Origin of the sequence: Streptomyces endophytica, from assembly GCF_026153355.1 — a bacterium.
Taxonomy (GTDB): domain Bacteria; phylum Actinomycetota; class Actinomycetes; order Streptomycetales; family Streptomycetaceae; genus Streptomyces; species Streptomyces endophytica.
The window spans coordinates 3,596,451-3,613,452 of the sequence record NZ_CP110636.1; the positions used below are offsets into that span (position 1 = coordinate 3,596,451).

General features: G+C 71.7%; 12 protein-coding genes and 4 pseudogenes. 6 read left to right on the forward strand and 10 right to left on the reverse strand.

Annotation, left to right across the window (positions count from 1 at the left end; genetic code table 11):
• Positions 1 to 656: 656 nt before the first annotated feature.
• Positions 657 to 1,016, forward strand: a complete 360-nt coding sequence (locus OJ254_RS16040) for an LppU/SCO3897 family protein (protein WP_265362869.1) — start codon at positions 657 to 659, stop codon at positions 1,014 to 1,016.
• 184 nt (positions 1,017 to 1,200) lie between these two features.
• Here the strand turns inward: OJ254_RS16040 and OJ254_RS16045 are convergent, their stop codons facing one another.
• Entirely contained in the window at positions 1,201 to 1,935 is a 735-nt protein-coding gene (locus OJ254_RS16045; RefSeq protein ID WP_265362870.1) for a TetR/AcrR family transcriptional regulator, read from the reverse strand.
• Positions 1,936 to 2,332: 397 nt separating this feature from the next.
• Here OJ254_RS16045 and OJ254_RS31645 point away from each other — a divergent pair.
• Together OJ254_RS31645 and OJ254_RS31650 are read left to right on the forward strand one after the other, a co-directional pair.
• A pseudogene (locus OJ254_RS31645) lies at positions 2,333 to 3,300 on the forward strand (glycoside hydrolase family 3 protein); the annotation flags it as partial.
• Between the two features lie 623 nt (positions 3,301 to 3,923).
• Positions 3,924 to 5,075 carry a glycoside hydrolase family 3 C-terminal domain-containing protein gene (locus OJ254_RS31650; protein WP_423836019.1) on the forward strand — a complete coding sequence of 384 codons (1,152 nt, stop codon included), beginning with the start codon at positions 3,924 to 3,926 and terminating at the stop codon, positions 5,073 to 5,075.
• A 118-nt stretch (positions 5,076 to 5,193) separates the two neighbouring features.
• Here the strand turns inward: OJ254_RS31650 and OJ254_RS16060 are convergent, their stop codons facing one another.
• From OJ254_RS16060 to OJ254_RS16070, 3 genes are all read right to left on the reverse strand, one after another.
• A complete protein-coding gene (locus OJ254_RS16060) occupies positions 5,194 to 5,892 on the reverse strand; it encodes a DUF4097 family beta strand repeat-containing protein (RefSeq protein ID WP_265362871.1) in 699 nt (232 codons plus the stop codon).
• 279 nt (positions 5,893 to 6,171) lie between these two features.
• Positions 6,172 to 7,236, reverse strand: a complete 1,065-nt coding sequence (locus tag OJ254_RS16065) for an aldose epimerase family protein (RefSeq protein ID WP_265362872.1) — start codon at positions 7,234 to 7,236, stop codon at positions 6,172 to 6,174.
• A gap of 158 nt (positions 7,237 to 7,394) precedes the next feature.
• A complete protein-coding gene (locus OJ254_RS16070) occupies positions 7,395 to 8,306 on the reverse strand; it encodes an SGNH/GDSL hydrolase family protein (RefSeq protein WP_265362873.1) in 912 nt (303 codons plus the stop codon).
• Positions 8,307 to 8,629: 323 nt separating this feature from the next.
• Here OJ254_RS16070 and OJ254_RS16075 point away from each other — a divergent pair, with 323 nt between their 5' ends.
• Positions 8,630 to 9,124: a DUF3145 domain-containing protein gene (locus OJ254_RS16075; RefSeq protein ID WP_265362874.1), complete on the forward strand. Its 495-nt coding sequence runs from the start codon at positions 8,630 to 8,632 to the stop codon at positions 9,122 to 9,124.
• A 120-nt stretch (positions 9,125 to 9,244) separates the two neighbouring features.
• Positions 9,245 to 10,135: an NAD(P)-dependent oxidoreductase gene (locus OJ254_RS16080; RefSeq protein WP_265362875.1), complete on the forward strand. Its 891-nt coding sequence runs from the start codon at positions 9,245 to 9,247 to the stop codon at positions 10,133 to 10,135.
• 100 nt (positions 10,136 to 10,235) lie between these two features.
• Here OJ254_RS16080 and OJ254_RS16085 read toward each other — a convergent pair whose 3' ends face one another.
• The 5 genes and pseudogenes from OJ254_RS16085 to OJ254_RS16105 all read right to left on the reverse strand — a co-directional run bounded on the left by OJ254_RS16085 (position 10,236) and on the right by OJ254_RS16105 (position 15,248).
• A complete protein-coding gene (locus OJ254_RS16085; RefSeq protein ID WP_265362876.1) occupies positions 10,236 to 11,522 on the reverse strand; it encodes a beta-ketoacyl-[acyl-carrier-protein] synthase family protein in 1,287 nt (428 codons plus the stop codon).
• Positions 11,523 to 11,599: 77 nt separating this feature from the next.
• Positions 11,600 to 11,848 carry an acyl carrier protein gene (locus OJ254_RS16090; protein WP_006605825.1) on the reverse strand — a complete coding sequence of 83 codons (249 nt, stop codon included), beginning with the start codon at positions 11,846 to 11,848 and terminating at the stop codon, positions 11,600 to 11,602.
• A gap of 105 nt (positions 11,849 to 11,953) precedes the next feature.
• Entirely contained in the window at positions 11,954 to 13,000 is a 1,047-nt protein-coding gene (locus OJ254_RS16095; protein ID WP_261951733.1) for a ketoacyl-ACP synthase III, read from the reverse strand.
• A gap of 13 nt (positions 13,001 to 13,013) precedes the next feature.
• Positions 13,014 to 13,975 (reverse strand): annotated as a pseudogene (locus OJ254_RS16100) (ACP S-malonyltransferase).
• Between the two features lie 89 nt (positions 13,976 to 14,064).
• Positions 14,065 to 15,248 (reverse strand): annotated as a pseudogene (locus OJ254_RS16105) (PucR family transcriptional regulator).
• A gap of 57 nt (positions 15,249 to 15,305) precedes the next feature.
• Between OJ254_RS16105 and OJ254_RS16110 the strand changes: the two are divergent.
• A complete protein-coding gene (locus OJ254_RS16110) occupies positions 15,306 to 15,977 on the forward strand; it encodes a pirin family protein (protein ID WP_265362877.1) in 672 nt (223 codons plus the stop codon).
• A 52-nt stretch (positions 15,978 to 16,029) separates the two neighbouring features.
• On the opposite strand, the pseudogene OJ254_RS16115 reads toward OJ254_RS16110, so the two are convergent.
• Positions 16,030 to 16,850, reverse strand: a pseudogene (locus tag OJ254_RS16115) (serine hydrolase domain-containing protein).
• Positions 16,851 to 17,002 lie beyond the last annotated feature (152 nt).

Sequence of the window (17,002 nt, forward strand, 5' to 3'; positions counted from 1 at the left end):
TGACGCCATGACGCCATGACGCCATGACGCGATGCGTGACGCGATGCGTGACGTGATACGTGCGCGACATGACATGCACCGGACTTGTTTTTCACGAAACTCAGGGGGAACTCTGTGGCCACTCCGCCACCACCGCACGGCCCGCACCCGTACGCTCCGCCGCCGAGCCAGGCCGGCCCGAACCCATACGGCCCGCCGCCGGGTTACCCGGCACCGGCACCGGCCCGAACTCGAACCCGGCAGCCCAGGCACCCACGCGTATCCGTACCCTCAGCAACCGCCGGCGCCCCAGCAGTACCCACCGCACCAGTACCCGCCGCACCAGTACCCGCCCCAGCAGCAGTACCACCCCACCAGCACCCGGACCCGTACGCCCAGCCCTACGGGGCGGCGGCCCCCACCCCCGGTTGCGTGTTCTGTGGTGCGCAGCCCGCCGTCCAGGCCACCGTACGGGGCCACCAGGGCATCCTCTACGTCATGCGGTTCCTCAGTCGCAGCGGCATGTTCTGCCGTTCGTGCGGACTGGCCACCTACCGGGAGATGTCGGCGAAAACCCTGTGGCAGGGGTGGTGGAGCCCGCTCTCCGTGGCCATCACCCCGCTCACTCTCCTGATCAACCTCGGCCCCGGTCCCGCTTCCGCAAACTGGCGCCCCCGATGGGCGGCTTCCGGCCCTCGCTCGATCCGGGCAAGCCGCTCACCCGCCGCCCCGAGGCCATGCTGTTCCTCGTGCCGATGACGCTGCTCGCGCTGCTGTTGCCGGTGCTGTTCGTCATCGGCCTGCTCGCGGACGACCCGCACGACAGCTCGTCCACTACGGGAGTGGAGAAGGCGCAGACCCTCGTCGTCGGCGACTGTGTGCACAATGACGGCGACTGGCACGACCAGGACCTGCGGACGCTGGACTGCGGATCGGCCGATGCACAGTTCAAGGTGACCCGCACCCGCCACTCCTCGGGGGAACAGTGCGCCGACGGGACTACCTGGCCGATCCCAAGTACAGCTCGGACGGGATGACGACCTCCTGCCTCACGCCTCTCCGGTAGAAGCCCCGACGTTCCGGCGTCCTTGACGTTCCGGTGCCCCCTACCGTCCCGGCGTCCTTAACGTCCCGGCGTACCGGTGTCCCGATGTTCCGGCATCCCGACGTCCCCCACGCCCGCCCCCACACCCGCCGGCCCGCCCCCTGCCGGCCCGCCCGTCACGTCCTCCGGCGGGTGCCTTCTCCGTCGCCTTCCGCATTGCCCTTCACATCGCTCTTCCCATCGCTCTCCCCAACGCCCTCACCGTCGCTCGTCGCCTCGCCCTCCCCGCCCTTGAGCAAGGCCACGAAGTCCCGGAACGCCACGGGCATATCGACGTTCTCCGGGTCGAGCAGCCACTGCAGCTGGAGCCCGTCCATCACCGCGACCAGCAGCGGAGCCGCACGCTCCGGCGTCAGCCCGCCGGGCAGTCGGTCTCCGAACTCGGACCGTAGCGCCGCCGCCATCGCCGCGCGTACGGTCCGGAAGCGGGACTCGAAGAACGCGCGGGCCGGATGGTCCTCCGTGACGCTGTCGGCGGACAGGACGGTGTAGGTCTGGACGATGCCGGGGCGGGTGGCGTTGTAGTCGACGAGCTGGGCGAGGGTGTCGGTACGCCAGATGCCGGATGTGGCGGCGGACGAGGCCAGGTCCCAACGGTCGCGCGCCTCCAGCACAGCGACCAGTAGCAGCTCCTTGGTGGGGAAGTGGTGCAGCAGGCCCTGCTGGGTCAGCCCGGCACGCTCGGCGACGGCGGCCAGCGAGGTACGGCGGTAGCCCCGCTCGGCGATGAGTTCCACGGCGGCCTCCAGGATGGCCTCGCGCCGCTCCGCGCGCTGGGCCTCGCGTCCGCCACCGCCCCGCCGCGGCCCCGGCCGGCCGTCGCGGGAGGCGCCTCGCTCTCGTGCAGTCACCGGCCGAGCGTAACCCCGGCGTGGAGAACTCGTACGGGCAAGGTAACGGAAGGGTCACGATGCCTACCGTTCGGGAGGTTAGCGGATCAGAATCCGGCCAGGGGCCACATAACGTTCGGAGCCAGCCGCTCCCCTCGGGTTCCACAGGCCCCCACAGCCCCAACAGGCCGCGCCAGCGAGACCGGAGAGCCGTATGACCGACGCCCAGTCAGACCGTCCCTCCCGCGACACCGCGCCCGTCCACGCCGTCCACGCCCCCACTCGCGCGGATGCACACGCCGAGACACAAGCCGAGACGCAAGCCGAGCCACATGCCGAGCCACACGCCGAGACGCACGCCGGGACACAAGCCGAGCCCCACACCGACGCACACGGGGAGGCGCTCGCCGACGCACACGCCGCGGCCGTCGCACGGGCGCTCGCCGCGCTCGACCTCGAAACCAAGGTCCGGCTGCTCTCCGGCCAGGACATGTGGACCCTCCCGGCCGTCCCCGAGATCGGCCTGCGGTCGCTGGTGATGTCGGACGGCCCGATCGGCGTGCGCGGCCAGGAATGGAGTGCCGAGGACCCCTCGGTCGCCCTGCCCAGCCCCACCGCCCTGGCCGCCACCTGGGACCCGAACTCGCCCGCCGCGCCGGGCAACTCCTCGCCCAGGAGGCCCGTCGCAAGGGCGTGCACGTCCTCCTGGCGCCGACCGTAAATCTGCACCGTTCCCCGTTGGGCGGCCGCCACTTCGAGTGCTACTCGGAAGACCCGCTCCTCACCGGCGTGATGGGCGCGGGATACGTACGAGGGGTGCAGGAAGGCGGCGTCGCCACTACGGTCAAGCACTTCGTCGGCAACGACGCCGAGACCGACCGGCTCACCGTCGACAACCGCATCGCTCCCCGCCCGCTGCGCGAGCTCTACCTCGCGCCGTTCGAGCACATCGTCACCCACGCCCGCCCCTGGGGCATCATGACCGCGTACAACCAGGTCAACGGCTCGACGATGACCGAACACCGCTACCTCGTCCAGGACGTCCTGCGCGGCGAATGGGGCTTCGACGGCTGCAACGTCTCCGACTGGACGGCCGCCCGTGACACCGCCCGGGCGCTGCGGGGCGGCCTGGACGTGGCGATGCCCGGCCCGCGCACCGTGTACGGCGCCCCGCTCGCCGAGGCCGTCCGAGCCGGTGAGGTGGCCGAAGGCGAGGTGGACGACGCGGTCCGCCGCGTACTTCTGCTCGCCGCCCGGACGGGATGCCTCGCGGGCGTACCCGCCGCGGTCGCCCCGGCCGACGTACCCCAGGACATCGACGGCCCCGCGATCGCCCGCGAAATCGCCCGACGCGCCTTCGTCCTGCTCCGCAACGAACCGGTCGCCGGTGAATCGGTGGCCGATGAACGGGGAGCCCACGAACCGTCGGACCACGAACCGGCGGACCACGAACCGGCAGCCCACGAAGCCCTAACCGGTGCGGCGGCGACCACCCAACGAGCGGGCGGGGCCCGCCGTTTGCTACCCCTCGACGCGACGGCGATCCGTTCCCTCGCCGTCATCGGAGCCACCGCGCGCGACGCCCGCGTCCTCGGCGGCGGATCTGCGACCGTCTTCCCCGACCGGATCGTCTCCCCGCTGGAAGGACTCCGCGCGGCCCTGCCCGACGACGTCGAGGTCACCTTCGCCGTCGGCGCCGACCCGCGCACCCGGATCCCGCACGCCCGCGAAGGGTTCACCCTGCACGCCCGTTACCTCGACGCGGACGGCAACCTGCTGGCCGAAACCCGCAGTTCGACGGGAAGGTGCAGGTGATGGGCCGCTTCCCCGCCGGCGTCACCCGGCAGAACCTCAGCGCCGTCGAACTGGCCGGCAGCTACACCCCCCAGCTCAGCGGCGCCCACACCTTCGCCGTCGCCGGGACCGGCTCCCTCCGGCTGACCGTGGGCGGCACGGCCCTCTTCGACGACACCGTCACACCCGAGGGCAGCGACCCCTTCGAGGCGTTCATGAACCCCGTCGAGCAGCAGGTGACGGCGGAACTGGCGGCGGGGGAGCAGACCGACGTCACCCTGCGGTTCGTACCGCGCAGCCTCGGACTGGGGGAGGGCATGGACGCGCTGAACTTCACCCTCGGCCACAGCGCGCCGCAGCTCGACGCGGACGCCGAGATCGAGGAAGCGGTGCGCGCCGCGGCCGCCTCCGATGTCGCGGTCGTGGTCGTCGCCACGACCGAAGAGGTCGAGTCCGAGGGCTTCGACCGCCGCGATCTACGGCTTCCCGGCCGCCAGGACGAGCTGGTCACCTGCGTCGCCGCGGTCAACCCGCGCACCGTCGTCGTGGTCAACTCCGGGTCCCCGGTGGAACTTCCCTGGCGCGAGCAGGTCGCCGCGGTCCTGCTGAGCTGGTTCCCCGGGCAGGAGGCCGGTACCGCACTCGCCGACGTCCTGCTCGGGACCCACGAGCCCGGCGGTCGGCTCCCCACCACCTGGCCGGCCCGCCTCGACGACGCCCCGGTCACCACCGTCACCCCCACCAACGGCCAACTCGCCTACGCCGAGGGCCCGTTCATCGGCTACCGCGCCTGGCAGCGCGACGCGTCGCTCCCCGCCCCCGCCTACCCCTTCGGCCACGGCCTCGGCTACACCGACTGGGAGTACGAATCCCTGGACACCACCCCCGACTCGGTACGCGTACGCCTTCGCAACACCGGCCCCCGCCCCGGCCGCGAAATCGTCCAGATCTACCTCACCCCCACCCTCACCCCCACCCCCGCCCCCACGAACTCGCCGAGCACCCCATCCGCCCCGACCGCCGATCCCACCCCAGTCAGCGCCGACCCCACCACATCCTCGGCCGTCACCCCGGCCGCCCCGTCCGCCCCGCCCGCCCCGTACGGCCCCGATGCCGCCCCGACGGAGCTGACCGCCGACACCACCCTGACGGCACCCGAGCGACCGGCCCGCTGGCTGGTCGGCTTCGCGGCCGTCGAGGCCGGCGCCGGTGAGAGCGTCGAGGCCGAAATCCCGCTGCCGGACCGGGCCTTCGAGATCTGGGACGATGAGGCAGGCGCCTGGCGCCGGATCAAGGGCGTCTACACCGTCGAGGCCGCCCACAGCCTCACCGACCGCCGCCTCACAGCCGAGGTCACCGCCACCTGACAGCGGACGTCACCGCTGCCTGACAGCCGAGGTCACCACCGCTGGGCAACCGAGGCCAACGCCACGTGATGGCCAGCGCGGGGCCACCGCCGTCTGCGGCCGGCCGGCCGGTCGGTCCTCAAGAGGTCCGCACCGACACATCACCCCCGCTGGTCCGGGCCGTCACCTTGTGGGGGGACTTCGGGTCCGTCGGTACGGAGACCTTGCTGGTGCCGCCGGAGGTGGTGGCGTTGACCGCGTAGCTGCCCTTCGGGAGACGGACGGTGACGTTGCCTCCGCTGGTGCGGGCCGAGATGTCGTCGGGCATCGTGGTCAGGGTCAGGTCCACGTCTCCGCCGCTGGTTCTGGCCTGGGCTCTGCGGGCCGTGGAGTCCGCGATCGTCACGTCGCCGCCGCTGGTCTCCGCGTCGATGGCGCCCGAGGTGCCGCGGACGATGACGTCCCCGCCGCTGGTGTGCAGATTGACGGAGGCGTCGCGCGGCAGCAGCACTCGGAAGTCCACCTCGCACTTGCGGCCCATGCCGCAGTCCTCGGCCTTCAGGGTCAGCAGGCCGTTCTTGACGCTGTGCGCCGGGGTCGGCTTGCGGTCGTTGTAGCGGTACTTCTCGGTGACCTTCACCGAGCCGCCGGCCGCGACCGGGACCACCTCGATGTCCCCGCCGTGGGTCGTCGCCGAGAGAGCAGTGATCTTTCCGTCCACGGTGTACGAGCGCTTCGCCTCTTTGGTCGGGCCGAAATCGGAGAGCGAGCAGCCGGCCACCAGCGCGGTCAAGGCCGCACAGGACAGGACGAGATGAGGAGCGCGGAGGCGGGCCATGGTGATACGTCTCCCGAGACGAAGGGAAGGGGACCGAAGCGGTTCCGGACCGGATGGGCCGGACACTGATCATCTTCGAGTATCGCGAATCGGGAATCGTCACCGCAGGGTATGACCTTTGGCATCACCGCACGGTATGAGAGTCCCTTAGGGGAAGGCGCCCCGCACCCCTGAGAGTTGCCCCCTGGGAGTCCCACAACGGCCCCGTCCCCCGACCCTCGGCCCCCGACCCTCGGCCCTCGGCCCCCGACCCTCGGCCCCCAGCCTCCGACCCCCAGCTCACGACGCAGCGCCCGCCTCCCGCGGTCGCACGGAGAAGTGGTACACGGTCTCGGAGTGGTACACCTCGCCCGGGCGCAGGACGGTGCTGGGGTAGTCCGGGCGGTGGGGGGAGTCCGGGAAGTGCTGGGTTTCGAGGGCGAGGCCGGCCGCCGGGCCGTAGGGCAAGCCGGAGAAGCCGGTCAGGGAGCCGTCGAGATGGTCGGCGGTGTAGAGCTGCAGACCTGGTTCGGTGGTGGCCAGTTCGAGGGCGCGGCCGGAGGCCGGGTCGTAGAGCTCCGCGACCGGGCGCGGGGCCGTGGTGACGCCGCCGTCCAGCACGAAGTTGTGGTCGTACGGGTCGCCGACCGCACGGGCGGTGCGGAAGTCGAAGCGGGTGCCGGAGACCTCGGCCGGCGCGCCGGGCAGCGGAATGCCGGTGTCGTCGACGGGCGTGTAGTGGCTGGCGGCGAGCCGCAGTTCGTGCCCGGTGGCGCTGCCGTTGCCGTCGCCGCCCAGGTGGAGGTAGGTGTGGTTGGTGAGGTTCAGGACAGTGGGGGCGTCGGTGTGCGCGTCGTAGGAGAGGTGCAGGGTGCCGCCGCGCGGTCCGGGGGACAGGGTGTAGGTCACCCGCACGTCCAGGTTGCCGGGAAAGCCCTCCTCGCCGTCGGGGCTGACCCGGTGCAGCTCCACCCCGCCCTCGACCTCCCGGGCGTCCCACACCACCCGGGAGAAGTTGTGCGGCCCGCCGTGCAGGCTGTTGCGCCCGTCGTTCGCCGTCAGCCCGTACGTCCTGCCGTCCAGGGGGAGGGCGGCCCCGGCGATCCTGTTGGCGTAGCGGCCGACCAACGCGCCGAAGTGGGAGCCGCCGTGGGCCACGTAGGAGGCCAGGTCGCGGAAGCCGAGCGCCAGCTGGCCGGACCTGCCGTCCCGGTCGGGGGCCTCGATGGTCTGGACGATGCCGCCGTACGTCAGGACCCGCACCCGTAGTGCGTCCGGGCCGGCGCCCGACTCCAGGGTCCAGCGGTCGACGCCGGTCCCGTCGTCCAGTGTGCCGAAGGGTTCCCTGCTGACCTGCGTCTTCATGGGCATGAGCCTATGCCCGCCCGGGAGTCGGTGCCCGGTGGAAGGCAACCCACCTCGCGCCCCGCAGACACCCGCCGCACGCGCCGCGCACCGCCCGCCCAAGGGGACGGACCGGCTGGACGGACGGCCCCGCTGAACCGACCCGCTGGCCGGCCCCGCTACCCCTGCCTGCGCGTGATCGTGCGGAACGCCAGCTCCGCCAGTTCCTTCTGGCCGCCGGCGCCCGGGTGGAACCAGTCCCAGGTGCTCAACTGACGCCCGGTGAAGCGGTAGTCGAAGACGGCGGGGTCGAAGCGGCACAGCGGGTCCTTGCCGCAGACGTCGGCCAGCGCCGCGTTGTAGGCCATGACCCGCTCACGCACCTCGTCCCGCCGGTCCTGGGCCGGCTTGGTCAGGTCGTCCGGATCCCGCAGCATCGAACCGCAGATGCCGAGCTTCCAGACTTCCTTGCCGAGCGGGTTCTTGCGCCCCTCGGACCACAGCCGCAACAGGTCGGGCACCGACGCGACATAGACCTGGGTGTGCGGCAGCGAGCGCCGCAGCGCCTTCATGGAGCGAGTGAAGTCGGCGCGGAAGGAGGCCGTCGGGGTCATCGCCCCGACATCGGTGCGGCAGGCGTCGTTGGCGCCGATCAGGACCGTGACCAGCTCGGGCTTCCGTACGGCCGCGGCGGCCACCTGGCCGGGCAGGTCGTCCATCAGGGCACCGGCCCGGGCGAAGTTCCAGCTGTGGGTGGCGGGGCGCTTCACCAGGCGTCGGGCGAGGCTGTCGACCTTGGGATCGGTGCCGGTGGACCAGGAGACCTCGGGGCATTCGGAGAGGATGGTGCAGGCGTTGAAGCCGACGGTGATGGAGTCGCCGAGCGCCGCGATCGAGCGGGGATGGGTGCGCCAGACGGATGCCGGTTTCGCCTGCCGTCCGGCCGACGGGCTGGAGTGGGGGTGTGCGCCGCCGCCGGCACTGCAGGAGGCGAGTGCGAGCAGCAGGGCGGAGACGGCGGTGACGGTGCGTGTGCGGCGTGCGCGAGGACCGTGGTGACGGAGGCGAAAGGGCCGATCGATCTGGGTCATCCCCTGTCCCCTCCGGCGTGCGAGTGATATCTCTTCGGGTACCGACGGTACGTCACCCCCTCGTCCGGCACCGCGCGGTAGCTTTGCCCCGTGCCTGCCGGGCGGTGACCCAAAGTGGCACGTGCGGTCGGTGCAGACAAATTACATCACGTCATTTCCTGTCCCTTTTGCGGCAAATTCCGCCTAATGGTGTTTACTGTAGGTCACCTCGCAGGCTGGTGCCGAAGTGATCACTGGGGCAGAATGACAACTGTCCCGGCCGCAACCGGAACGGGCACGAGGCCGCTGGGGAAGGCGAACCTCGAACCGCACTGGAGGTCCCGGTGACGACACGTGGAGTTCTGTACGTCCACTCCGCTCCGCGCGCGCTGTGCCCGCACGTCGAATGGGCCGTGGCGGGCGTCCTCGGGGTGCGCGTCAACCTCGACTGGATCCGGCAGCCGGCATCGCCGGGCACGTGGAGAGCCGAATTCTCCTGGCAGGGCGAGGCCGGTACGGCCTCCAAGCTGGCCTCCGCGCTGCGCGGCTGGCACCTGCTGCGCTTCGAGGTGACCGCGGAACCCTGCGCCAGCGCCGAGGGCGAGCGCTACAGCTCCACCCCTGACCTGGGCATCTTCCACGCCGTCACGGGCATCCACGGCGACATCCTGATCCCCGAGGACCGGCTGCGCGCCGCCGTCGCCCGCTCCGCGCGCGGCGAGACCGAGCTGGCCGCCGAGGTCGCCAAACTCCTCGGCAAGCCCTGGGACGACGAACTGGAGCCCTTCCGGTACGCCGGCGAGGGCGCCCCCGTGCGCTGGCTGCACCAGGTCGTCTGAGGTGTGAGGCGCCCCGTGCGCTGCATGCCCCACGTCGTCCGACGCCACCGCCGCGGCGCCCGAAGGGCGACACGCCGCCGCGGTTGTCCTGGAGTGCGCTCTAAGACTTAGCGTGCCCTCATGGCCGACAACAACTCTCCCGACACGCTGTCAGTAGCCGTCCTGGGTACCGGAATCATGGGCGCGGCGATGGCACGCAACCTCGCCCGGGCCGGGCTGGACGTCCGCGCCTGGAACCGTACCCGGGCCAGGGCCGAGCCGCTGGCGGCCGACGGGGTCCGCATCGCCGACACGCCCGCCGAGGCGGTGGACGGCGCCGATGTGGTGCTCACCATGCTGCTCGACGGTGACGCCGTCCTCGACGCGGTGCGGCAGGCCGCCCCGGCGCTGCCCGCCGGCGCCCTCTGGCTCCAGATGAGCACGGTGGGCGACGAGGCGCTCGACCCGCTCGCCCGTTTCGCCGACGACCACGGACTGCGGTTCGTCGACGCCCCCGTATTGGGCACCAAGGCACCTGCCGAGAAGGGGGAGTTGACGATTCTGGCGGCCGGCGCACCAGAGGTGCGGGAGCGCGCCGAGCGGGTCTTCGGGATCGTCGGCAGCCGCACCCAGTGGGTGGGCGAGGACGGCGCGAGCGGGGCCGCCAGCCGGCTCAAACTGGTCGTCAACAACTGGGTGATGACGCTCATCACCGGCACGGGGGAGACCATGGCGCTGGCCAAGGGACTCGGCGTGGACCCGCGCGAGGTGCTCGCGGCGGTGGCCGGCGGGGCGCTGGACGTGCCGTATCTGCGGATGAAGTCCGAGCTCATCCTGTCCGGTGAGTACCCCGCGAGCTTCACCGTCTCCGCCGCCCGCAAGGACACCCGCCTGATCACCGAGGCCGCCCACCGGGCCGGCGTACGGGTGGATCTGGCGCAGGCGGCGGCCGAGCGCTTTCGCCGGGCCGAGGCGCAGGGGCACGGCGGCGAGGACGGCGCGGCGGCGTACTTCGCCAGCTTCGACGACTGAGAGCGGCGGAAACCGGCTCGGAACGCCGGCCCGGGAATGACGGAGGGCCCGCCCGGTGAACGTCACCGGGCGGGCCCTCCTACGCGTCTGCCGGCGCGCCTCAGACCGTGCGGAAGGCGAGCACGACGTTGTGGCCGCCGAAGCCGAACGAGTCGTTCAGCGCCGCGATCCGGCCCTCGGCCGGGAGCTTGCGGGCCTCACCGCGGACGATGTCCACGTCGACCTCCGGGTCGAGCTCGTCGATGTTGATGGTCGGCGGCGCCACCCGGTGGTACAGCGCCAGGATGGCGGCGACCGTCTCGACGCCGCCCGCGCCGCCCAGGAGGTGACCGGTCATCGACTTGGTGGCGGAGACCGCCATGTGGTCGGTGTCGTCGCCGAAGACCTTGCGCAGCGCCTTCAGTTCGGCCAGGTCGCCCTGCGGCGTGGACGTGGCGTGCGCGTTGACGTGCACGATCTCGGCCGGGTCGAGGTCGCTGCCGTCGAGGAGGTTCTGCAGGGCGTGCGCGATGCCGTTGCCGGACGGCTCGGGCTGCACGATGTCGTGGCTGTCCGCGGAGACGCCCTGGCCGACGGCCTCGGCGTAGACCTTGGCGCCGCGCTTGGCGGCGTGCTCGGCCGACTCCAGGACGATCACGCCGGCGCCCTCACCGAGGACGAAGCCGTTGCGGGCGACGTCGAACGGGCGGGAGGCGCCCTGCGGGTCCTCGTTGTTCTTGGACATCGCCATCATGTTGCCGAACGCGGCGATCGGCAGCGGGTGGATGGCCGCCTCCGTACCGCCCGCGACGACGATGTCGGCACGGCCCGTACGGATCATCTCGATGGCGTAGCCGATCGCCTCCGAGCCGGACGCACAGGCGCTGACCGGGGTGTGCACACCCGCGCGGGCGTTCACGTCCAGGCCGACGTTGGCGGACGGGCCGTTGGGCATCAGCATCGGCACCGTGTGCGGGGAGACGCGGCGCACGCCCTTCTCCCGCAGGATGTCGTACTGGCCGAGCAGGGTGGTCACGCCGCCGATGCCGGAGGCGATGACGGTGCCCAGCCGGTCCGGGTTGATCGAACCGGCCGCGCCGGCGGCGGCGTCGGGCTCACCGGCCCTGGCGGTGAAACCGGCGTCCGCCCAGGCCTCGCGGGCGGCGATCAGCGCGAACTGCGCCGAACGGTCCAGCTTGCGCGCCTGAGCCCGGGGAAGGACCTCCGCCGGGTCGACGGCCGCCTGAGCGGCGATCTTGACGGGCAGGTCGGCAGCCCAGTCCTGTTCGAGAGGGCTGACACCGGAGCGTCCGGCGAGCAGGGCCTGCCAGGTCGAAGCGCTGTCGCCACCCAGCGGTGTGGTTGCGCCGATACCGGTGACGACCACGGTGCGATTGGTCGCGTTCACGGGAATTCTTACTCCACGGGTAGAGGGGTCTGAATCGACGGCGCCACCGCAGGGTGGCGACATGCGCGGGAGCTGGATCAGCTCTGGTGCTTGAGGATGTAGTCGGTCGCGTCGCCGACGGTCTTGAGGTTCTTGACGTCGTCGTCCGGGATCTTCACGTCGAAGCGCTCTTCGGCGGCGACGACGACCTCGACCATGGACAGCGAGTCAACGTCCAGGTCGTCGGTGAAGGACTTGTCCACCTGGACGTCCTCGGTGGGGATCCCGGCGATCTCGTTCACGATCTCGGCGAGACCGGCGACGATCTCTTCCTGAGTGGCGGCCATGATGGCGCTCCTTCGGTCATTTTAAGGGGAAACTGCGTTACTTGCGGTGAAGATCCGTGCGGCGCCCGGCACGTCCGGAGACGGACGGTGCTGCGCAGATCTTGCCTAGGGGAGGGTAACGACCGTCGCGGCGTACACGAGACCCGCCCCGAAGCCGATGACCAGCGCGGTGTCGCCGCTCTTGGCCTGTCCGGTCGCCAACAGCCGCTCCATGGCGAGCGGAATGGAGGCGGCCGAGGTGTTGCCGGTGGTCTCCACGTCGCGGGCGACCGTCACGCTCTCCGGCAGCTTCAGAGTCTTCACCATCGAGTCGATGATCCGCATGTTGGCCTGGTGCGGGATGAAGACGTCCAGGTCGTCCGGGCTGACTCCGGCCGCGTCCAGCGCCTGCTGGGCGACCTTCGCCATCTCGAACACCGCCCACCGGAAGACCGACTGGCCCTCCTGGGTGATGGCGGGGTACCGGATCTCCTCCAGGGCGGGGCGCGCCTCGGGCCCGTCGCCCCCGGGGAACGGCGTGGAACGGTAGACGTCCCAGCCGAGGGTCTGCTTGATCGTGTCGGCCTTGTCGCCCTCCGAGCCCCAGACCGTCGGGCCGATCTCCGGCTCGTTGGCCGGGCCGACGACCACGGCGCCGGCGCCGTCACCGAACAGGAAGGCCGTCGCGCGGTCCTCCAGGTCGGTCAGGTCCGACAGCCGCTCGACGCCGATGACCAGGACGTACTCCGCCGAACCCTCCGTCACCAGGCCCTTGGCGAGGGTCAGTCCGTAGCCGAAGCCCGCGCAGCCCGCCGAGATGTCGAAGGCGGCCGGCTTGCCGGCGCCGATGCGGTGCGCGATCTCGGTCGCGATCGCCGGGGTCTGCTTGAAGTGCGAGACGGTGGAGACGATCACGGCACCGATCTGCTCGGGCGTGATGCCGGCGTCGGCGATGGCCTTGCCGGACGCCTCGACCGACATCTGCGCCACGGTCTCCTCGGGGCCCGCCCAGTGGCGGGTCGCGATGCCGGACCGCGAGCGGATCCACTCGTCGGACGAGTCGATGTGCTTGAGGATCTCCTCGTTGGGCACGACACGGGTCGGCCGGTAGCCGCCGACGCCCATGATCCGGGCGTACGGAGCGCCCTTGGAGGGCTTGATCTTCGAGGTCATGCGCTTCGGACTCCTATTCGGCCGGTGCCGAGCCAGCAGCGGTGGCGGCGGACGCCTCGGCGATCAGCGTGCGGGCCGCGTCGAGGTCGTCGGGCGACTTGAGGGCGAGGGTCCGCACGCCGGGCAGGGCGCGCTTGGCCAGGCCGGTGAGCGTGCCGCCGGGGCGGCCTCGATGAGCGCGGTGACGCCGAGCGCCTTGAAGGTCTCCATGCACAGGTCCCAGCGCACGGGGTTGGCCACCTGGCCGACCAGCCGCTGCACCAGTTCCTGACCGGAGGAGACCAGCTGCCCGTCCTTGTTGGAGACGTAACGGGTGTGCGGATCGGCGACCGACAGCGAAGCGGTCGCGGATTCCAGCGCGGAGACGGCGGGTGCCATGTGGTGAGTATGGAACGCGCCGGCCACCTTCAGCGGTACGACCCGGCGAGTGCCTTCCGGCTTGTTCTCGACCAGCGCGGCGATCTGCTCGGCGGTGCCGGCCGCGACGATCTGGCCGGCGCCGTTGACGTTCGCCGGGGTGAGGCCCAGCCGCTCCAGATGCGGGATGACGACGTCCTCGTCGCCGCCCAGCAGCGCGGCCATGCCGGTCTCGGTGACCGCGGCGGCCTCGGCCATCGCCAGGCCGCGGCGGCGTACCAGCCCCATCGCGGCCTCGTCGGAGAGCGTGCCGGTCAGCGCGGCGGCGGCGAGCTCGCCGACGCTGTGGCCCGCCGCGGCGCCGACCTTGGAGGAGACGTCGTCGGCCGTCGCGAACAGCTGACGGGCGGAGATCAGGGCGGACGCCACCAGCAGCGGCTGCGCCACCGCGGTGTCGCGGATTTCCTCTTCGTCCGCCTTCGTGCCGTAGTGGACCAGGTCGAGGTCGATGGCGGCCGACCACTCACGGAGCCGGTCTTCGACACCGGGGAGGTCGAGCCAGGGGGTCAGGAAGCCGGGCGTCTGGGCGCCTTGGCCGGGAGCGACGAGTACGAGCACCCTCACACTCTCTCTTGTGGGTGGTTCCGCCCGCCCGTGGGGACAAGGACGAAGAACCATCGGGGTAATTGTTGGTCTCCGACAAAAGTCTAGAGTTGCGCCTCACCGTCAGCCAGACGCCCCAGAATCAGCGCGATACGGAGGGTGAAGGCCGAGCGCACATCGGAGGGTGACCACCCGGTGACGTCCGTCACACGTCGCAGCCGATAGCGCACGGTGTTGGGGTGGACGAACAGCATCCGGGCCGCGCCCTCCAGACTGCTCGCCTGCTCAAGATAGACGCTCAGCGTCTCCAGGAGTGCCGACCCGGCTTCCTCCAGCGGTCTGTAGATCTCCTCCACCAACTGCTCCCGCGCGACCGGGTCCGAGGCCATCGCGCGTTCCGGAAGTAGATCGTCCGCGAGCACCGGGCGCGGGGCGTCCGGCCAGGCCGCGCACGCCCGCAGACCGGCCGCCGCGGCCTGCGCGGAACGGGTCGCCGCCAGGAGGTCGGAGACCACCGGACCGGCCACCACGGGGCCGGCGGCATACGGGCCGATCAGCGCCTTCGCCGCCTTGAGCGGATTGTCCGAACCGCCCGCGATCACCACCAGGCGCGAGCCCAGCACGCCGGTCAGCACCTGGAGCTTGGCGTGCCGGGCGGCCCGCCGGATCGCCTCCACGGTCAGCTCGCTGTCGCCGTCCGGGGCGGTGCCCAGCACCACGCAGACGTGCTCGGGGGAGTTCCAGCCCAGCGCCGCCGCCCGGGAGACCGCGCCCTCGTCGGCCTCCCCCGAGAGCACCGCGTTGACCACGAGCGACTCCAGGCGGGCGTCCCAGGCGCCGCGGGCCTCGGCGGCCTGCGCGTACACCTGGGCGGTGGCGAAGGCGATCTCCCGGGCGTACACCAGGAGCGCCTCGCGCAGCACGGACTCGTCGCCGGGGGCCGCGACCTCGTCGATCGCCGCCTCCATGACCTCGATGGTCGTCCGGACCATCTCGACGGTCTGGCGCAGCGTGATCGCCCGGGTCAGCTCGCGCGGCGCGGTGCCGAAGACGTCGGTACTGATCGCCTGCGGGGTCTCCGGATGCCGGAACCACTCGGTGAAAGCGGCGATACCGGCCTGGGCGACCAGGCCGATCCAGGAGCGGTTCTCCGGGGCATCGCGCGGTACCACGGCAGCGTGGCGTCCATGCGGGCGATGGCCGCGGCCGCCAGCGTGCCGGAGGAATTCTCCAGCCGCCGGAGGGTCGCGGAGTGCGGGTGCGCGTCGCGCGATGCGGGTTCAGACACGGGACAAGCCTGCACTATCGGGGCGAGGAGGTGAGGGGGCGGGGCTACCGTGGGCCCATGATTCAGGTGCGCAGGGGCGAGGAACGCTATCGGGGCGGCGATCCGGACGCCGGGATCGAGTCACTGCACGCATTCTCCTTCGGGCCCCACTTCGACCCGGACAATCTGCGCTTCGGGGCGCTTATCGCCTGCAATGAGGAGCGGCTGGCGGCCGGCGCCGGCTTCGACGAGCATCCGCACCGCGACACCGAGATCGTGACCTGGGTGGTCGAGGGTGAGCTGACCCACCGCGACTCGGCCGGTCACGAGACCACGGTACGCTCCGGCGATCTTCAGCGGCTCAGCTCCGCCGGCGGCGTACGGCACGTGGAGCGCAACGCGGGCGGGGCCCCGCTGCGCTTCGTGCAGATGTGGCTGGCGCCGCGCGAATTCGGTGGGGAGCCGGCGTACGAGATCGTCCGCGGCATCGCCGACGGCACTCCGTACGCGGTCCCGCGGGCCGGCGCCCTGCTGCATGTGCGCCGTCTCACGGAAGGCGAGCGCACCGCCGTCCCGGCCGCGGAGCGGGTGTACGTGCACGTCGTGCGGGGCGCGATCGCGATCGGCGGGCAGCGCCTGGAGGCGGGCGACGCGGCGCGGATCACGGACGGGACCGAGCTGGAGCTGACGGCGCTGACGGCGTCGGAGTGCCTGATGTGGGAGATGGGGCCGGAGCCGGCCTACGGGTGAGGCGGGCAGCGGCCGTCGCTCCTATGGGGACGCGGTCGGCCGCCGGCCCGTGTTAGGCCGACCGCGCCAGCTCGTCCAGCACCGCGTCGGTCAGCTTCGGCCAGACCTCGATCGCCCACGGTCCGAAGGCCCGGTCGGTCAGCGCCACACAGGCGGCCCCGGCATCCGGGTCCACCCACAGGAACGTCCCGGACTGCCCGAAGTGCCCGTAGGTGCGCGGCGAGGAGCCGGCGCCGGTCCAGTGCGGCGACTTGCCGTCGCGGATCTCGAAACCCAGCCCCAGTCGTTCGGCTTCTGGTGGCCGTAGCCCGGCAGCACACCCGTCAGCCCGGGGAAGACCACCTGCGTCGCCTCGGCGAGCGTCTGCGGTGCGAGCAGCCGCGGCGCCTGCAGCTCGGCCGCGAACCGGATCAGGTCGGCGACCGTGGAGACGCCGTCCTTGGCGGGCGAGCCGGGCAGTTCCGTCGCGGTCATGCCGAGCGGCTGGAGAACCGCCTCGTGCAGATACTGCGGGAAGGGGATGTCGGTCGCCTTGGCGATGTGGTCGCCCAGCACCTCGAAGCCGGTGTTGGAGTAGATCCGGCGGGTGCCGGGGGCGGCCATCACGCGCTGCTCGTCGAAGGCGAGCCCCGAGGTGTGTGCGAGCAGATGACGGACCGTGGAACCCTCGGGACCGGCCGGCTCGTCCAGCTCGACGGCGCCCTCCTCCACGGCCAGCAGGGCGGCGTACGCGGCCAGCGGCTTGGTCACCGACGCCAGCGGGAACCGCTGCTCCAGAGGACCGTACGATCCGGTCACCGACCCGTCGGCTCGTACGACGGCGGCCGCAGCGGTGGGCACCGGCCAGTTCTCGATCATCCGCAGGCTCTGCATGCTCCGAGCCTAACCTCCCCAAATTCAGGTCAAGTCTGCGCCCGATCCGCGCTTGCTTGGAGTGCGCTCGAAGTCTCTAGCGTTGACGACGTCGCAAGGCGTCCGGCGAAAGCCGCGAGGTCCGCGGCGAAGTCGAGAGCAATCCGGCGAAA